The organism is Microbacterium sp. JAI119, assembly GCF_013410135.1.
Classification (GTDB): domain Bacteria; phylum Actinomycetota; class Actinomycetes; order Actinomycetales; family Microbacteriaceae; genus Microbacterium; species Microbacterium oxydans.
In genome coordinates this window covers 1,368,437-1,385,787 of record NZ_JACCCK010000001.1, presented here as the reverse complement: position 1 = coordinate 1,385,787, position 17,351 = coordinate 1,368,437, and the positions used below count along the sequence as shown (strand labels likewise).

General features: G+C 68.8%; 14 protein-coding genes. 7 read left to right on the top strand and 7 right to left on the bottom strand.

Annotated elements, in window-relative coordinates:
• Positions 1 to 6 precede the first annotated feature (6 nt).
• Complete coding sequence (gene secA, locus HDC31_RS06685; RefSeq protein ID WP_113680691.1) at positions 7 to 2,808, bottom strand: preprotein translocase subunit SecA; 2,802 nt, start codon at positions 2,806 to 2,808, stop codon at positions 7 to 9.
• Positions 2,809 to 2,996: 188 nt separating this feature from the next.
• On the opposite strand from secA, the gene HDC31_RS06680 reads away from it, so the two are divergent.
• On the top strand, positions 2,997 to 3,617 hold the full coding sequence (locus HDC31_RS06680; RefSeq protein ID WP_058633164.1) for a PadR family transcriptional regulator: 621 nt from the start codon (positions 2,997 to 2,999) through the stop codon (positions 3,615 to 3,617).
• A 101-nt stretch (positions 3,618 to 3,718) separates the two neighbouring features.
• Positions 3,719 to 5,044 carry a hypothetical protein gene (locus HDC31_RS06675; protein ID WP_113680687.1) on the top strand — a complete coding sequence of 442 codons (1,326 nt, stop codon included), beginning with the start codon at positions 3,719 to 3,721 and terminating at the stop codon, positions 5,042 to 5,044.
• A gap of 81 nt (positions 5,045 to 5,125) precedes the next feature.
• Here the strand turns inward: HDC31_RS06675 and hpf are convergent, their stop codons facing one another.
• From hpf to mtrA, 5 genes are all read right to left on the bottom strand, one after another.
• Entirely contained in the window at positions 5,126 to 5,782 is a 657-nt protein-coding gene (gene hpf / locus HDC31_RS06670; protein WP_046749488.1) for a ribosome hibernation-promoting factor, HPF/YfiA family, read from the bottom strand.
• Between the two features lie 132 nt (positions 5,783 to 5,914).
• Positions 5,915 to 6,562, bottom strand: coding sequence for a ComF family protein (locus HDC31_RS06665; RefSeq protein WP_179515931.1), 648 nt, complete (start codon positions 6,560 to 6,562; stop codon positions 5,915 to 5,917).
• A 91-nt stretch (positions 6,563 to 6,653) separates the two neighbouring features.
• Positions 6,654 to 8,372 (bottom strand): LpqB family beta-propeller domain-containing protein, encoded by a 1,719-nt coding sequence (locus HDC31_RS06660; protein ID WP_258546299.1) that lies wholly within the window; start codon positions 8,370 to 8,372, stop codon positions 6,654 to 6,656.
• Positions 8,369 to 10,048, bottom strand: coding sequence for an MtrAB system histidine kinase MtrB (gene mtrB, locus HDC31_RS06655; protein WP_058632640.1), 1,680 nt, complete (start codon positions 10,046 to 10,048; stop codon positions 8,369 to 8,371). Before mtrB ends, HDC31_RS06660 begins: the two co-directional genes overlap by 4 nt.
• A 7-nt stretch (positions 10,049 to 10,055) precedes the next feature.
• Positions 10,056 to 10,736, bottom strand: a complete 681-nt coding sequence (gene mtrA, locus HDC31_RS06650) for an MtrAB system response regulator MtrA (protein WP_046749491.1) — start codon at positions 10,734 to 10,736, stop codon at positions 10,056 to 10,058.
• Positions 10,737 to 10,834: 98 nt separating this feature from the next.
• Here mtrA and HDC31_RS06645 point away from each other — a divergent pair, with 98 nt between their 5' ends.
• Genes HDC31_RS06645 through HDC31_RS06625 form a run of 5 tightly spaced genes read left to right on the top strand, consistent with a single transcriptional unit; the run spans position 10,835 to position 16,309 of the window.
• Positions 10,835 to 12,157, top strand: coding sequence for a glycerophosphoryl diester phosphodiesterase membrane domain-containing protein (locus HDC31_RS06645; RefSeq protein WP_113680688.1), 1,323 nt, complete (start codon positions 10,835 to 10,837; stop codon positions 12,155 to 12,157).
• Positions 12,154 to 12,795, top strand: a complete 642-nt coding sequence (locus HDC31_RS06640) for a DUF4129 domain-containing protein (protein WP_113680689.1) — start codon at positions 12,154 to 12,156, stop codon at positions 12,793 to 12,795. Before HDC31_RS06645 ends, HDC31_RS06640 begins: the two co-directional genes overlap by 4 nt.
• Positions 12,792 to 14,033 (top strand): DUF4350 domain-containing protein, encoded by a 1,242-nt coding sequence (locus HDC31_RS06635; RefSeq protein WP_179515930.1) that lies wholly within the window; start codon positions 12,792 to 12,794, stop codon positions 14,031 to 14,033. The genes HDC31_RS06640 and HDC31_RS06635 overlap by 4 nt, the downstream gene beginning before the upstream one ends.
• 44 nt (positions 14,034 to 14,077) lie before the next feature.
• On the top strand, positions 14,078 to 15,001 hold the full coding sequence (locus HDC31_RS06630; RefSeq protein WP_218867656.1) for a MoxR family ATPase: 924 nt from the start codon (positions 14,078 to 14,080) through the stop codon (positions 14,999 to 15,001).
• Positions 15,002 to 16,309, top strand: coding sequence for a DUF58 domain-containing protein (locus HDC31_RS06625; RefSeq protein ID WP_179515929.1), 1,308 nt, complete (start codon positions 15,002 to 15,004; stop codon positions 16,307 to 16,309). It begins immediately after the preceding gene.
• Between the two features lie 38 nt (positions 16,310 to 16,347).
• On the opposite strand, the gene HDC31_RS06620 is transcribed toward HDC31_RS06625, so the two are convergent.
• Positions 16,348 to 17,340 carry a stage II sporulation protein M gene (locus HDC31_RS06620; RefSeq protein WP_046749496.1) on the bottom strand — a complete coding sequence of 331 codons (993 nt, stop codon included), beginning with the start codon at positions 17,338 to 17,340 and terminating at the stop codon, positions 16,348 to 16,350.
• Positions 17,341 to 17,351 lie beyond the last annotated feature (11 nt).

Genomic DNA, 17,351 nt, shown 5'->3' with positions numbered 1-17,351 from the left:
CACGCCCTACTTCTTCTTCTTGCCCTGGGCCCGACGCTGCTCGCGGTTGCCTGCGGCCGGAGCCGCTGCATCGGTGCGCTGGCCGAAGGCTCCTCTCGGCGCCTCCTCCGGCTCGCTCTGCGGAGCCTGAGCGCGGGCAGCGGCCTGGCGTACGCGATCCGTCGCCGCCTGCTGGACCTGGCCGCGGTCGTTGCGGACCTCGACCTCGCCCGCATCGTTGGCCGCCGAGTACTCGAGACGCTGCTCTCCCCCATCGGTGGCGAGCCCCTTGGCTTCGACCTCCGCCGTCTGGGAGTCGCCGGCACGACGCACCTCGACTTCGAGGTTGTAGAGGTAGCCGACCGACTCCTCCTTGATCTGTCCCATCATCGACTGGAACATGGCGTAGCCCTCGCGCTGGTACTCGATGAGCGGATCGCGCTGGGCCATGGCCCGCAGACCGATGCCGTCCTTGAGGTAGTCCATCTCGTAGAGGTGGTCGCGCCAGCGGCGATCGAGCACCTGCAACACGACGCGACGCTCCAGCTCACGCGTCGCCGCTTCACCGAGGGCCTCTTCACGCGCTTCGTACGCGATCTTGGCATCGGAGAGCAGCTCGCGGGTCAGGCCGTCGGCGTCGATACCGCCCTTGCGGTCGGCAGCCTCGGCGACGACCTCATCGATCGTCACCCCCACGGGGTAGAGGGTCTTGAGCTCGGTCCAGAGCGCGTCGAAGTCCCAGCTCTCGTTGTGGCCCTCGCCGGTGTGGTCACGGACGACACCGCTGATGGCGTCCTCGATGAAGTGCTGCACCCGGTCGGCGATGTCGTCGCCCTGGAGGATCTGACGGCGGTCGGCGTAGATGGCCTCGCGCTGACGGTTCAGGACGTCGTCGTACTTGAGGACGTTCTTGCGCATCTCCGCGTTGCGGGACTCGACCTGCGACTGAGCGCTGCGGATCGCGCGCGACACGAGACCGGACTCGATCGGCACGTCGTCGGGGAAGTTGGTCCTGGCGAGGATCGCCTCGGCAGCGCCCGACTGGAACAGACGCATCAGGTCGTCGGTGAGGCTCAGGTAGAAGCGGCTCTCGCCCGGGTCGCCCTGACGTCCGGAGCGACCGCGGAGCTGGTTGTCGATACGGCGGGACTCGTGGCGCTCCGTGCCGAGCACGTAGAGGCCACCGGCCTCGATGACCTTCTCGGCCTCCTCGGCGACGACGGCCTTCATCGCTTCGTACGTCTCGTCCCAGGCGACCTCGTACTCCTCGGGCGTCTCCACGGGGTCGAGCCCCTTGCCCTTGAGCTCCTGGACCGCGAGGAACTCGGCGTTTCCGCCGAGCATGATGTCGGTTCCTCGTCCTGCCATGTTCGTGGCGACCGTGACGGCACCGAGGCGACCGGCGCGCGCGACGATCTCGGCCTCGCGCGCGTGGTTCTTCGCGTTGAGGACCTCGTGCTTGATGCCCTTCTTGGCGAGCAGACGCGAGAGGTACTCGCTCTTCTCGACGCTCACCGTTCCGACCAGCACCGGCTGGCCTTCGGCGTGCCGTTCGGCGATGTCCTCCACCACCTGCGCGAACTTCGCTGTCTCGTTCTTGTAGACGAGGTCGGACTGATCCTTGCGGATCATCGGCTTGTTGGTCGGGATCGGGATGACGCCGAGCTTGTAAGTCGACATGAACTCGGCGGCCTCTGTCTCGGCCGTACCGGTCATGCCGGCGAGCTTGTCGTAGAGACGGAAGTAGTTCTGCAGCGTGACGGTCGCGAGGGTCTGGTTCTCGGCCTTGACCGGCACCCCCTCCTTCGCCTCGATCGCCTGGTGGATGCCCTCGTTGTAGCGGCGACCGACCAGGATGCGGCCGGTGTGCTCGTCGACGATCATGACCTCGTCGTTCATGACGACGTAGTCGGTGTCCTTCTTGAAGAGCGCCAGCGCCTTGATCGAGTTGTTCAGGAACGAGATCAACGGCGTGTTCGCGGACTCGTAGAGGTTGTCGATGCCGAGGTAGTCCTCGACCTTCTCGATGCCGGGCTCGAGGACGCCGACCGTGCGCTTCTTCTCGTCGACCTCGTAGTCCTCGCCGACCTCGAGGGTGCGGGCGATCTTCGCGAACTCGGCGAACCACCGGTTCGCCTCGCCCGATGACGGGCCGGAGATGATGAGCGGGGTGCGCGCCTCGTCGATGAGGATCGAGTCGACCTCGTCGACGATCGCGAAGAAGTGCTCGCGCTGGACGAGATCCTCCTTGCGCCAGGCCATGTTGTCGCGCAGGTAGTCGAAGCCGAACTCGTTGTTCGTGCCGTAGGTGATGTCGGCGGCATACTGCTCGCGGCGCACTGCCGGAGTCTGACCGGAGACGATGATGCCGGTGGTCATGCCGAGCGCGCGGAACACGCGCCCCATGAGCTCGGCCTGGTAGCTGGCGAGGAAGTCGTTGACCGTGATGACGTGAACGCCCTTGCCGGCGATCGCATTCAGGTACGCGGGCAGCGTCGCGACGAGGGTCTTGCCCTCACCGGTCTTCATCTCGGCGATGTTCCCGAGATGAAGGGCGGCCCCACCCATGATCTGCACGTCGTATGCGCGCATGCCGAGGGTGCGCTTGGCGGCCTCGCGCACGGCGGCGAAGGCCTCCGGCATCAACTGGTCGAGCGTCTCGCCCTTCTCGAAGCGCGCGCGCAGCTCGGTGGTCTCGTTGCGCAGCTCGTCGTCGGTGAGCTTGGAGATGTCCTCTTCCAGTGCACCCACTGCCTTGACGACCTGATTCAGGCGGCGGATGACCCGCCCTTCGCCCGCACGCAGGAGCTTCTCAAGAGGATTGGCCACGGATGTCATCTCCCTGTCGGTGGGTGAACCGCCGGTCGTCGGTGAACCCGACGCCAGGCATACTTCGCCATGTTACCGGGCTGTGACCTGCACGTCGCCTGCATAGCCGTCCCGCGCGTCGAATCGGACGTTCGCGCGCCGACCATATACTCGGTATCGCATTCCCGGACGGCCACAGGAGACGAACGATGTCAGTACGCCAGAGTCTGCTCGCGATCCTCGCGCAGGGGCCGTGCTACGGCTATCAGCTCCGCCATGAGTTCGATCGCCGGACCGGTTCCATCTGGCCGCTGAACGTCGGGCAGATCTACAACACGCTTGAACGTCTCGAACGCGACGGCCTGGTCTCGCGCGGAGAGGCAGATGACCGGGGCCATGTGTACTGGCAGATCACCGACGCCGGACGGACGGAGGTCGACCGCTGGCTCTCCTCCCCCGTCATGCGCCCCCAGGGCACGAGAGACGAACTCGCCATCAAGGTCGCGGTCGCCGCCACGTTGCCCGGCGTCGACCCCGCAGCCGCGATCCAGTCCCAGCGATCCGCATCGCTCCGACAGCTGGAGGCGCTGCAGAGGCAGCGACGCGCACATCGGGACGTCGACGCCCCTGAGGGACTCGCGTGGTCGCTCGTCGCCGACTCGATGATCTTCGCCGCCGAGGCCGAGATCCGATGGCTGGACCATGCCGCACAGCGTCTGGGTGCCCACCCTCGCCACGCGATGACACTCGAACTCACCGCCGATCGTCCGAAGCGGGGACGCCCGACGAAGGCCGAGACGGCGACGGCCGACGCGATCGCGGCGTCCTGACCCGGCCCGATGTCGCCCGGCTCGCTCACGCGGACCGGTTCCGCGTTCGCCCCGAGCGGATGCTCAGCCACCGCTGGCCCCCGGGAAACTAGGATCGGGTCATGGCTGGATTTTGGGGCAGACGCAAACGCGAACAGGAAGAACTCGCCGCTCAGGACGCCGATCTCGCGCGCCGTGCTGAGCAGGCCCTGGTCAGCGCAGACGAGCGGATCCGCACGACCTCCGATGAGCTCGCCTTCGCGGAGGCAGAACTCGGCGAGTCGCTCACAGCCGATCTGCGCAGGGCGCTCGCGGCTGTACGCACCCATCTGCGGGAAGCGTTCCAGCTCCACCAGCTGAACCACGACGAGATCCCCGACACCGACGAAGAGCTGCGCACACGCAACGCGCGCATCCTCCAGCTCTGCGACTGGGCGCAGGACCTTCTCGACGAGAAGACCTCCGTGCTCGCCGAGTCGGTCGCCAAGGTACGCCGCGCACCCGAGATCATCGCCCAGGTGCGGGCAGACGCGGCGGCGCTGAGTGCTCGCATCCCGCAGACCAGCGAAGCCGTCGCCCGCCTCTCGTCGAGGTATGCGGACTCCGCCATGCATCAGATCACCGCGAGTGCCGCCGAAGCGGAGCAGCTCATCAGCTTCGCGACCCACAGCGCCGACGTGTCGGAGCGCCGTCGGGCCGCGAAGCAGAACGAGGAAGCCAACGTGGCGCTCGAGACGGCGACCGAGGCCACCCGCCGTGCCTCCGCCCTGCTCGACGCCGTGGAGGACTTCGAGATCGAGGCACTTCGCGCGGAATCCACCCTCGCCGAGGTCGTCGCCGACTCGCGCGGCGATCTCATCGCGGCGCGAACAGCACCGAACGTCCCGGCCGTCGCCGACGCCGTCGCCGCCCTCCAGAGAGCCTTGGCCGCGCTCACACCCTCTGGGCAGCCGAACGACCCCTTCGCCGAGCTGTCCCAGCTGCGTGACGCCAACTCCGCGCTCGACGAGGCGATCGCCAAGGCCCGTCACAGGGCGGAGAACCCGCTGCCGAGCCTCGCTCAGGTGCAGCATGCCATCGACGACGCCGACCGCCAGCTGGGCGTCGCGCGAGGCCTCATCTCCGGCCATCGGGGGTGGATCGGCGCGGATGCCCGAACCCGACTCGCGGAGGCGGAGCGGCTGCGGGTCGACCTCTCGGACCTGCTGCCCGCAGAGGACACCCGCGAAGCCGCGCTCGTCCAGGCGCGCCGCGTGGCTCATCTGGCTTCCGAAGCACTGCAGCTCGCGCAGCGCGACATCGACTCCTCCCGTCCGCAGGATCAGGACTGGGGCGGCGGTGGCGGCTGGGGCGGCGGCGGACGACGAGGAGGCGGAGGCGGAGACCTCGCCTCCGGCATCCTCGGCGGGCTCGTGATCGGCAGCCTGCTCGACGGCATCTTCGACTGACGCGCCCTTCTCGGCTTTCGCACACCAGAACGGCCCGGTCCCCTGCGGGACCGGGCCGTTCTGCGATTCTGCGATTCCGGATCAGGAAGCGAGCGCCTCGGACGGCGGAGCCTGGGTGCTCAACGCGATCACTCCGTAGTCCCAGCCCTTGCGTCGATAGACGACACTCGGGTGGTCGGTGCGGACATCGACGAACAGGAAGAAGTCGTGTCCGACCAGTTCCATCCTGTCGACGGCTTCCTCGACGGTCATCCACTCGGCATCGAAGCTCTTCGTGCGGATGACGACGGGCGAGTACTCGTCCTCCTCCGCCTGCTGCACCGGCACGCTGCCGGTCGCGACCGCACGGAGGACGTCAGCGGATGCCGGCTGGACGTCGATGCCCTCCAGCACCCCGCTCCCCTTCTCGAAGTGGGCGCCGCGCGGGTGCTGTCGTCCGTCGACCCGCTTCTCCTTCGCGCGACGCAGCTGCTCGGACATCTTGTCCACGGCGAGGTCGAGCGCCACGAACTTGTCGCCGTCCGTCGCCTCTGCGCGGACGACGGGGCCCTTTCCGATCAGCGTGAGCTCGACGGTCTCGTCGGGGATGCGACCGTTGCGATACACACGGTGGGTGACCTTCACATCCAGTCGCTGCGCACGGGACGCGAGCATCTGGATCTTGGCGATCTTCTCTTCGACAACGGTTCGGAAGCGATCGGTGATACCCACTCCGACGCCAACGATGCTTGTTTCCATTGCTGCCTCCTTGTCCCGGTCCTCCCGGCCAAGGGCGGACCGTGGTCGCCTTGTGTCCCCCCACCGTAGTCCGCCCGTCGGCGGATGTCACGGGGTCTTCCCCCTGTGTCGCCGATGCGTTCCCGATGAGGTTCATCCGAATCCGTCACGGCGCGGCGTGGCGGCCAGCGCGACCGCTGCCGAGACGTGGAAGCCCGCCGCGGTCAGCGCCCGTGTCGCCTCGTCGAAGGTCGCCCCTGTAGTGACGACGTCGTCCACGATCACGACCTCGGTGCCTTCGCCTGCCCGACGCACGCGCATCGCGCCGCTCACGTTCGTCGCACGCGCCCGCGCGCCCAGCCCGCGCTGGTCCGAGGTGCCGCCCACGACGCTGAGGAGCCTCTGCGGTTCGGCGTTCGCCCTCCGGATCAGGAGGTCGGGGACACGGTATCCCCGGCGCCGGAAGGCGCTCTGCGACGTCGGCACCGGCACGATCCACCTGCTCGCACTCTCCGTCGAGTTGAGCACGGACGCCAGCGCCGCGCCGAGTGGGCGCGCCAGGAGCGTCTCGCCCTTCCCCTTCAGACGACGGATGCACTGCGCCGCCACCCCTTCGAAGGAGAGCGCGGCCGTCACGGGAAGCCCCTGCGGCGTCGCGAGCCGCTGCGGGTCCGGTTGCAGCGCCTGCCGGCATCGGCCGCACAACAGGGTGCCGGGCTCGTCGCACCCCGCGCAGGTCGCGGCGAGGAGGAAGGCTGCGATCTCGGTGCCCAGATCCAGGAGGTGAGTCTTCGTCCACATCCGACGATTCTGCGGTCTGGCGGTCTGCCCCTCCGAGGATCTCAGGATGTGCGCGCGAAGAGCAGCACATCGCTCTCGCGTGCAGGGAGAGTCACTCCCCGACGCGCGTGGCGAGCACCGCGACGCCGGAGGCGACTTCCCGCCATGCCGACCCCGCGTGGGCGAACAGCTCACCGTTCGCCCCGAGGATGCGCACACCGGACGCCGTGCGCGCCCCGGCGATCGAGACGGCATTGTTCGGTGCTGCCTCCGTCGCCCCCGGCCCCCCGACCATCTGGGTGATCAGTCGCGGGCTGCTCGGATCGGCGAGCACCCCCACCCGGTCGAGTCCGAGCCACACCAGGCCTGTCGCCGGGTCGGCGAGCTGCGTCAGCTGCTTGACCTCTCCGAGTTCGATCGGAACACCGGCCGAGTCCCGGACGACCGCCGCGACGACGACCCACATCTGCTTGCCGACGGTCACGACGGCTGCCACCCTCGCGCCATCCGCCGAGACCCTCAGATGCGAGATCCCCGACGCGCTCGGCCACGCCTTCGCGATCGGATGGGCTACGGCGTCGCTTCCCGACGCCTGCAGGGACGCGGGGGAACCCGTGGGCACCGACCAGGTGTAGCCGTAGGGATCGAGCGAGGGATTGATGAGCCCGGGGCGGGCGTCGAGCTCGTCGAGGCTCCCCGCGCCGACGAGGTAGACGTGCTGGTCGGCGAGTCTGGTGGCGGCGTGGGTGTCGTCGGCGGCCACATCGATCGAGACGATCGGCTGCGGGATCGATGTGATCTCCGCGCTGATCCCGTCGAGCGGCGAGATCTCGTCCCCGACGATGCGCCCGAACGCGCCGTTCTGCAGCACGAGTGTGCCGATCTCGGTGGAGGGCTCCTTGACCTCGGCCTGCCCCGCGTCCAGGTCTCTCCCGTCCACCGTGAATCGCACCTGCGTGACGGCGACGCCGGAGGCCCTGAGGGTAGCCTGGAGCTGCGTGCGCATGCGCGACAGCGTCGTGGCATCCAGTCCGCTGGCCGGGCGCGTGAGCGCGACGTCAGCCACCTGTCCGACGATCGGCACCGCATCCTGCGCCAGCTGCACGTCGGCGGGGAAGGCGTTCTGCACTGCCGGGTCGAGCCATTCGCTGGGGGCACCGCCGATGAGCGCCCGTGTCACCGTGGTCGCGGGGCTCTGCCGCCGCGGGAACCAGCGTATGTCGGGCACCAGGCGCGACCAGCCGAGGTCGAAGTACTGCAGCGGATACCCCTCGAAGACCTTCGTGAATCGCGTCTCGTCGATCACGACGCCGTCGGGCGCCTGCGTGATGCGCCATTCGCCGTTCTCCATGCGCTGCACGGTGAACGCCACCGCGGACGAGCCGACGGCCTCGGCGTATCCGCCGGAGTCGTCGACACTCGCGACGAGGTCCAGGGTCACCTGGACCTCCGCCGTGTCCGCGTCCTCGACCTCGTCATCCGGGACCGAGGACGTGACGGTCCTGGTGTCGGGGCCGATGTCGATCGACACGCCGGCGGAGGGGCTCCAGCTCCGCTGCAGCGATGGCGCGAGGAAGTCGCGCGCGGTGTCCCAGTTGTCGGTGGTCGTGATGCCGGCTTCGAGGAAGCCGTCGACGATCTCCTCCGGCCCTGCGCCCGTGATCGGCCCGGAGGCCACGGGAAGGATGTCGATGTCCTGTGGGGATTCGCCGAGCTTGAGGCCGACGGCGACGTCGCCGCTGGTCGGCAACCCGGCGCAGGCGGGAAGCAGCAGGGCTACGAGCACCAGCGCGAGTCCCCGCAGCCTTCGCTTACCTCGGTGCTCGGTCACGGCCGATCCTCCTCATCGAACATGCCGGCCGGCGCATCGGTCAGCGAGATCGGCTGGGTCGCGTCCCCGATCTCCGCGAACGGCTCCTGCGGCTCCACGGGGATGGGGCTCGGGCCGTCCAGGACCCCCTCGTGTCGAGGAATCGTCAGGACGAAGTTGGTGCCGACGCCCAGCTCCGACCACACATCGAGCGTGCCGCCGTGCAGCGTCGCATCTCCCAGGGCGATGGAGAGCCCCAGCCCCGTGCCTCCGATCGTCCGCTGGCGTGAGGGGTCGGCACGCCAGAACCGGTCGAACACCCGCTCCGCATCCGCCGGATCCATCCCGAGCCCGAAATCCCGCACTCCGGCGGCCACCGCGTGCTGATTGCTGTCGATGGTGACGACCACCGGACGACCTTCTCCGTGCTCGATCGCGTTTCCGATCAGGTTGCGCAGGACACGCCGCACGCGCCGCGGGTCCATGTCCACCGGGGAATATCCCCCAGGCGCCACGAGCCTCAGCTCGGTGCCGTGCCCCTCGGCGAGAGGACGCATCTGCTCGATGATGTCCTCGGCGAGGTGGGTGAGGCTCGTCGCCTCCAGTTCCAGCTGCACCGATCCCGCGTCGTACCGACTGATCTCGAGAAGGTCGGACAGCAGCGTCTCGAAGCGCTGCACCTGGGCGTGCAGCAGTTCGGCCGTGCGGGCGGTGGTGGGGTCGAACTCCTCGCGCTGATCATTGAGCATGTCGGCGGCGAGACGGATCGTGGTCAGCGGCGTGCGCAGCTCATGAGAGACATCGGACACGAATCGCTGCTGCACCATCGAGAGTTCGCCGAGCTCCTTGATCTGGGATTCGATGCTGTCGGCCATCGCGTTGAACGAGCGCCCGAGCGTGGCGAGCTCGTCCTCCCCGTGTACCTCGAGACGCACACCGAGATCACCTGCCGCCAACCGCGCACTCGTCTCGGCCGCCTGCACGATCGGGGTCGACACGGCACGGAGGACGATCCAGGAGATGGCGGCGACGATCGCCACCAAGCCGATTCCCGCGATCCACAGCGTCCGCTGCACGAAGACGAGGGTCTGGTCGGCATCGCCGAGGTCGTAGGCGAAGTAGATCGCGAAAGCCCCTGCCTCCGGGACCTGCAGCTGCTGCCCGACGATGATGCCCGGCACTTCGCCACCGTCGGCGGCCGGCAGAGCCACCGACTGCCAGGCCTGACGGTCGTCGAACTCGATGACACGCGCCTGGAGCTCGGGGCTCAGCAGACTCCGGCTCAGTCCGGCCTCGAACCCGTTCAGCCGCACGCCCTTGGCATCGTCGACCTTGAAACCGGCGAGCTGATCCGTGCTCGACGTGCGGGTGAGATTCGACTGCACACTGTTCCACAGTTCGGTGAGAGCCGCGGAGTCGTCGCCCACCTCCGCCACATCCAGGATCCCCTGGGCCTGGTCGACCGCGCGGCGGGAATCCTCGAGTGCGACGTCCTTGCGCGAGATGAAGAGATCGTTCTGGATCACCAGCGCCATCGTGACGCACGTGATGAAGATCGCGAGCGAGGTCGCCAGCAGTGTGATCGAGAGCGTACGGAAACGCAGCGAGCGGCGCCACAGGACCCCGAGCATCGTCGGCCAACCGCGCCAGTCGCGCAGGACAGCGACCGTCGTGGTGGTCGCTGTCGTCGCGGCCATCGTGCGCCTAGCCGACGCTCCCGGCGCGATAGCCCACTCCACGCACCGTCATGACGATCTTCGGGTTGTCGGGGTCGAGCTCGACCTTGGCGCGCAGGCGCTGGACATGGACGTTCACCAGCCGGGTGTCGGCCTTGTAGTGGTACCCCCACACCTGCTCCAGGAGCATCTCCCGGGAGAACACCTGCTGCGGCTTGGAAGCGAGCGCGACGAGAAGCTGGAACTCCAGCGGTGTGAGCGCGATCGGCTCGGAGCCGCGACGGACCTCGTGCGCATCGACGTCGACGGTGAGATCACCGACGCGAAGCTGCTCGCTGGTGGTCTGCGGCGTCGGACGGAGACGGGTGCGGATGCGCGCGACGAGTTCCTTCGGGTTGAACGGCTTGACCATGTAGTCGTCCGCACCGACCTCCAGTCCTCGGACGACGTCGGCCGTGTCGCTGCGAGCGGTGAGCATGATGATCGGCACGCCGGACTCCGCACGGATGCGCGTGCAGATCTCGATCCCGTCCATGCCGGGAAGCATCAGATCGAGCAGCACGAGATCGGGCCGCTGGGCTCGCCACTCATCGACGGCGCGCGCGCCGTCGGCGCAGAAAACCGGCTCGAAGCCTTCGGTCCGAAGCACGATCCCGATCATCTCGGCGAGCGCTGTGTCGTCGTCGACCACGAGAATACGTGAGGTCATAAGAGTTACCTTATGGCACCGAGTCCCAGCGATCCCAGGTCTGCGCTCCGTGCAGGGGATATGACACGATGGAGGCGCACGATGGAGAGGGAGTGCCTGTGACCGGACAGACGTGGACGCCTGCCCCGAAGAAGGGCATCATCCCTCTTCACCCGCTGTCGTTCGGGATGCTGCTGGGGAAGGCCTTCGCGGCACTGCGACACAACCCCAAGGTGCTCTTCGGGTTCGCCGTCGTCATCCAGCTCATCGTGGTCGTCGTCACCGCTGTGGTGATGGGCGTGGTCCTCTTCACCACGTTCAGCCGCCTGGAGACCGTCTCCCCCTCTTCTCCGGACTTCGAGGCGGTGATGGCGGGCACCATCGCGGTGAACGTCATCGCCGGACTGGCCGTCGGTGTCGCCTCGATCGCCTTCACGGCCATGATGCAGGGGGTCGTCGCCGCGGAGATCGGGTACGCCGCGATCGGTGTGAAGGCCACGCTGCGGATGCTGTGGCGGCGGATGGCGCCCGCCTTCTGGAGACTCGCCGGTTTCGCCTCTCTCTCGGTCGCCGCCGTGTTCGGTCTCTTCATCATCGCCGCCGTCATCATCGCGGGCTTCGTCGCCGGAGGCCTCGGGGGGAGCATGGAGATGGTCGGCGTCGTCGTGCTCGTGGTGATCCTGATCGTGCTCGCCTGCATCCCCCTCGCGGTGTGGCTCACCACGAAGCTGCTGCTCGTGCCGTCGATCCTGGTCCTGGAGCGTGCCCGTTTCCGTGACGCCTTCGTCCGCTCCTGGCGGCTCACCCGCGGGCGGTTCTGGGTCGCGTTCGGCGTGACATTCCTGATCAGCGCGATCATGGGCATCGCGGCACAGGTGGTGAGCGTGCCGGCGACGTTGCTGGGATCGCTCCTCGGCTCCGTCGTCGCCCCCACCGGCGCAGCGGATCCGAGCGCTGTCGTGGCATTCGTCGTGACCCTGGTCGCTCCCCAGATCCTGCTCCTGGTCATCCAGGCGATCACGCTCGTGGTGCAGAGCACCGGAGCCGCGCTCGTCTACCTGGACTGCCGGATGCGCTACGAGGGCCTGGATCAGACGTTGATCGCCTATGTGGAGCGCCGCGACCTCGGATGGACCCATGAGCAGCAGGAGGATCCGTTCCGCGTCGATCCCTCACGCGCGGTGACATCGGCTCCTCCGCCCCGCCAGGTTCCGGAACACGTGATGATGTCCCAGGGATACGCATACCCTCCGTCTCCGGCGACGCCCTATCCGACGCCTCCGTACCCGACGCAGGGATACCCGACGCAGCCGGCACACCCGACGCAGCCGATGCAGCCGGCGGCAGGAGCATTCCCGCCGCCGCCACCCGCGGTGCCCGCCCCCGGAGACGCTCCGGCCGACAGCGGCTGGACAGCACCCGGCTCCGACGGCGCCGCATGATCCGACGCTTCGACGATCTCTTCGTGCCCGATGGCGACGACGCTCGACGCTGGGCGGAGGAAGAGCTCTCCAACCCGCGCTACGCGGACGCGAAGCCCACCTGGTTCGATCTGGTGGCCCGCGACATCGGCCGCTTCCTCGCCGATCTGTTCAGCTCGGACAACGGCGCGAACGTCGGTCCGTCCGCCCTCATCATCGTCAGCGTCATCATCGCGGCTGCTCTGATCGCCGCCCTCATCATCTGGGGACGGCCGCGCAGTTCGAGGTCGATCAGGCGGGCGCACGGAGACCTCCTCGGTGCGGCGGACGACCGCACCGCAGCACAGCTGAGATCGGATGCCGAGCGCGCCGCACGCGAAGGCGACTGGGACTCCGCGACCGTCCTGCGCTATCGCGCCATCGCCCGCAGCCTGCGGGAACGCGATCTGATCGATCCGGCACCCGGCGCGACCGCGCAGGGGATCGCCCGCGAGGCCAGCACGGTGTTCTCGGACGAGGCCGAGGCGATGCGACGCGCCGCCCTCACCTTCGACGATGTCCGCTATCTCGGACATCACGCGACGGCGGAGGCGTATCGGGATCTCGTCGACACCGACGATCGGATCCGCGGACGCCGCCTGGAAGTGGTGCCGGCGTGAGCATCACAGACAGCGAGCGCACGCCCCTGCTCCCCGCCGCCTCCGACGCCGAACCGCTCTCCACCGCCGAACGCCGCCCGAGTCGCGCGAAGTCCATCATCGGCTGGGCCATCGTCGCGGCGCTCGTGCTGATCGTCACGGTGGTGGGTCTTCGCGTAGCCGCGACGGCACCCGGTGCGCGCGGCGCCCTCGACCCCGAGGCCCGCGACGATGCCGGCGCACTCGCGCTCGCGAACATCCTGCGCGATCAGGGCGTCGAGGTCGACGTCCATCGGTCACGAGTCGAGGCCCGCGCGGCGATCGACGCCGACACCACACTGGTCATGGCCGACCCCTACACGCTCACCGACGAAGCACTCGCGACGCTCACCGAACCCGCGGAGCGCGTGGTGTTCCTGTCCACGAGCACGCATCTGCTGAACGAGCTCCGCATCGGCGACAACGCGCCGGGCACATCGTCGGCCGTGAGCGCGGAGTGCGATGTCGCGGAGTTCGCGAAGGTCGGCACGATCCGCGCCGACCGTCTCTTCGCCGCCGCTGACGGCGTGCAGGCCTGCTTCGGGGATTCCGAGGGCGCAGCCGTCCTCGTCGATCGTCGCACCAGTCCTCAGCGCACCGTGGTGGAGGGATCGAGGCTCTTCGGCAACGCCTACCTCGCCGAGAACGGGAATGCGGCCCTCGGACTCGCCCTGCTCGGTCAGACCGACCGCGTCGTCTGGTATGTCCCCAGCTTCGCGGACTCCGACATCGAAGCCGAGCCGGTCGACACGCTGGGCAGCCTCACGCCCCCGTGGGTGACGCCCGCCATCCTGCTGCTGATCGCGGTGGGGGTCGCGACGGCGATCTGGCGCGGCCAGCGGTTCGGTCCCCTCGTCGCCGAGACGCTGCCGGTCACCGTGCGAGCCTCGGAGACGATGCAGGGACGCGCACGTCTCACGGCCAGAGCCGCGGACTCCGCACACGCCGCGCAGGCGCTCCGCGACGGCACTCGGCGACGTCTCGCCCGTCGGCTCGGACTCGCCGTCCACGCCGACGCGGATGAGGTCGCCGACGCGGCATCGGATCGGCTGCGGGTCCCGCGCGGCACGCTCCAGGTACTGCTGGCCGGGCCCCCGCCCGAGGACGACGCCGCCCTGATCGAACTCGCCAGACGCCTCGACCAGCTCGAGACGGCGGTGGACGAGACCGCCCGCACCGACACGACCGCCCATCCCCGAGAAGCAGAGGGAAACACGTGACCGCTGAGAACCATCCCACCGATGACGCCACGCTGCGTCAGGCCATGCACCGGGTGCGCACGGAAGTCGACAAGGCCGTGGTCGGCCAGGCCGGCACCGTCACCGGTTTGCTCGTCTCCTTGCTCGCTCGCGGACATGTGCTGCTCGAGGGTGTGCCCGGCGTCGCGAAGACGCTGGTCGTGCGCTCCTTCGCGCGGGCACTCGGCCTCGACACCAAGCGCGTGCAGTTCACTCCGGACCTGATGCCCGGCGACGTGACCGGCTCCCTCGTCTACGACGCACGTACCGGCGAGTTCGACTTCCGAGCCGGTCCCGTGTTCACCAACATCCTGCTGGCGGACGAGATCAACCGCACGCCGCCGAAGACCCAGGCTGCACTCCTCGAAGCCATGGAGGAGCGCCAGGTGTCGGCGGACGGGGTCAGTCGTCCCCTCCCCGACCCGTTCCTCGTCGCAGCGACCCAGAACCCGATCGAGCACGAGGGCACCTACTCGCTGCCGGAAGCACAGCTGGATCGCTTCCTGATGAAGCTCGTCGTCGGGATGCCGGAGCGCGACGCGGAGGTCTCGGTGCTGCGTCGGCACGCCTCGGGCTTCTCCCCCAGAGAGCTCACCGGAGTGGAGGCGGTGGTCACCGCCGAGGAGATCCGAGCGGCGCAGCACGCTGCTGCCGCGGTCGAGGTGACCGACGACGTCCTCGGCTACGTCGTCGATCTCGCCCGAGCGACCCGCCAGTCGCCCTCGGTCGAGCTCGGCGCCAGCCCCCGCGCCTCCACCGGACTGCTCGCCGCAGCGAAGGCCTGGGCCTGGCTCAACGCGTCTTCGGCGGTCACGCCCGATCATGTGCAGACGATGCTGGTCCCGGTGTGGCGCCATCGTCTCCAGCTGCGCCCCGATGCGCAGATGGAAGGCGTATCCGCCGATGCGGTGCTGACCTCGGTGGTGCAGCAGACCAGGGTGCCGATCTAGGTGTTCATCACCGGTCGCCTCGCCGTCGCCATCGCCGTCGGTATCGTCCCGCTCGTCATCGCCGGGCTCGCGGGCTATCCGGCGTACGCGGTGCTCGGTGCCTGGATCGCTCTGTGCCTGCTGCTCGTCGCCGTCGACGTCGCCCTCGCCGCGAGTCCTCGCTCCGTCACCGTGAGCCGCCGGCTGCCCGCACGCGCGCGGCTCGGCGAGCCGGTCCCGGTGAGCGTCGCGGTGCACAACCACGGCAGCAGGGCACTGAACGCGACGCTCCGCGACGCATGGCAGCCGACAGCGGGCGCTCCGCTCGACCGGCAGCGTCTGCACATCGCTCCTGGCGAACGCGGCCGGGTCGCCATTCCGCTCCTCCCCCGCCGCCGCGGAGAACTCGTGAGCGAGTTCGTGATGCTGCGTTCGCGCGGGCCCCTCGGCATCGCCGGTCGACAGGCCCGGCACGTCGTCCGCGGGGCGATCAGAGTGCTCCCGGCGTTCTCCTCCCGCAAGCATCTTCCGTCGCGACTCGCCCGGCTGCGCGAGCTGGACGGCAACACGAGCATCCAGGTGCGCGGTCAGGGCACCGAGTTCGACTCCTTGCGGGAGTACGTGCGCGGAGACGACGTGCGTTCGATCGATTGGAGGGCGACGGCTCGCGCCGGGACCACCATGCTGCGGACCTGGCGGCCGGAGCGGGATCGCCACGTCGTCATCATCATCGACACGGGACGCACGGCTGCCGCACGTGTCGGGGACGGCACCCGTGTTGATGCCTCACTGGAGGCCGCGCTGCTGCTGGCGGCACTCGCCTCCCGCGCGGGCGATCATGTGCACCTCCTGATGTACGACAGGGTGGTCCGCGCGCGGGTGACGGGCGTCGACGGCGCCGCGCTGCTGCCGGCACTCACCGACGCCATGGCTCCGGTGCACGCTCGGCTGGTCGACACGGACTGGCACGGCGCGTTCACCGCCGTCCGCACGCTCACCACACGCCCCTCGCTCATCGTGGCTCTGACCGCGCAGGATGCCGCCGAGTCGGCGCGTGGATTCCTCGGCGCCTTCCCGAACGCGTCACGCGCGACCACCGTGCTGGTCGGCTCCGTGACCGATGACGGCATCTCCGCGCTCGCGCGCCGACGCGACTCCCGGGAGTACGTGTACCTCGCAGCAGCGGCCGAGAGGACCCTCCGCGATGCGGAGAACGTCGCCGATGCGATCCGCAGGGCGGGCGGAGAGGCGATCGCCGCCGATCCCGAGGAGCTTCCTCCCCGGATCGCCGACCGCTATCTGGAGCTGAAAGCGGCTGGTCGGCTCTGAACCCCCGCCCACGATGAGATGTGGCAGCTCACCGTCTGTCAGCCCGCCACCAGACGCGGCGTACCCGCTTCGTACTCGACGAGGTCTCCCGTCTCACCCTGGCGGTGCGCGCGCCCGCCGATGACGAGCATGTAGATCAGGAACACGGCGAGTGCCGCGCCTCCGATACCGATCTTGACCGGCCACGGCAGTGCCCAACCGGTGACGAAACCTTCGACGAGCCCCGCGAGGAACAGGGCGAAGACCAGACCGATCGCCACGGTCGCGAGCGCTCGGCCCTGCTCGGCGAGCGCTTCACCTCGCGTACGTCGCCCCGGCGCCACCCAGGCCCAGAACACGTGCAGACCCGCGGCGGCCGCCACGAAGATACAGGTCATCTCGAGCATCCCGTGCGGAAGAATGTACAGCACCATCAGGTCGGCCTTGTCGTGGACGGCCATCACCGCGCCGGTGGTCCCGAGACCCATCGCGTTCTGCACGAGCATGTAGACCGGCCAGATCCCCGTGACGCCGAAGAGCACGCACTGCATCGCGATCCAGGCGTTGTTCGTCCAGACCATGCCCATGAACACGGCAGCGGGGTTCTCGGTGTAGTAGCCCGTGAAGCTCTCGTCCGCATACTGCTCGAGTGCGGACGGCGAGCCCAGAGTCGCCACGAGCGCGGGATCGCTCGCGATCCAGGCCGCGGTGCCGACGGCGACCGCGATGAAGGAGATCGCGATGACCAGGGTCGTCCAACGCAGGCGATACAGCGCAGCGGGAAGCTGCAGACGGAAGAAGCGTCCGGTCTGCGTGAGGATGCTGTCCGATGCACCGGTCAGACGCAGGCGTGCACGGACCAGGATGGTCGACAGGTAGGCACCCTGCGGCGAATCGCCGACCGAGGTCTTGAGCTCAGCCAGGTCGGCGGAGGCGGCGCGGTATCGGACGATGAGCTCGTCGACCCCGTCCCCGTCGAGACGGGCGCGACTGAGTTGGTCCAGCCGCTCCCATTCGGCGCGGCGTGCATCTGTCAGCGCATCGGCATCCACCTGATTTACTG